This window comes from Halorubrum sp. SP9, assembly GCF_005435015.1.
GTDB lineage: Archaea > Halobacteriota > Halobacteria > Halobacteriales > Haloferacaceae > Halorubrum > Halorubrum sodomense.
On record NZ_SGXU01000392.1, the window covers coordinates 1 to 440 of the forward strand.

The window sequence follows — 440 nt, forward strand, 5'->3', positions numbered from 1 at the left end:
GAGTCCTGTACGCGAGGCAGCTGAGAGGCGATGACGACGAACAGCGTCGCCCCCATCATCGGGACCGGCAACCATCCCATCGTGTCCTGCCACTGGGCGCCGCGGCTGGAGCGCTCCGCCCAGTATTCGGTCGCCCATGCGAGCGTCAGTGGCAGCGCGATGATGACGACGAACGCCTCGATGAACGGCCCAGCCTCGATGAACTCGGCTACCTGCTGACCCATGAACAGCCAGAGATACAGCGGGAGCAACAACAGCTGGATGAGCATCAGCGCCGGCGTCGCGGCCGTGATCTGCTCGGCGTCACCGTCTGCGAGTTCGGTGAACGTGATGACGTAGTCGATACACGGCGTCAACAACACCATGAACGCGCCAACGAGAATCACCGGCTCCTGCGGGAGGAACCGCGTGAGCCCAAATACGACGACCGGCACGACCAA

Annotated in this window: 1 pseudogene; it reads right to left on the bottom strand. The window is 63.4% G+C overall.

Annotated elements, in window-relative coordinates:
• Positions 1 to 440: pseudogene (locus EXE45_RS18000) on the bottom strand (arsenic resistance protein); the annotation flags it as partial.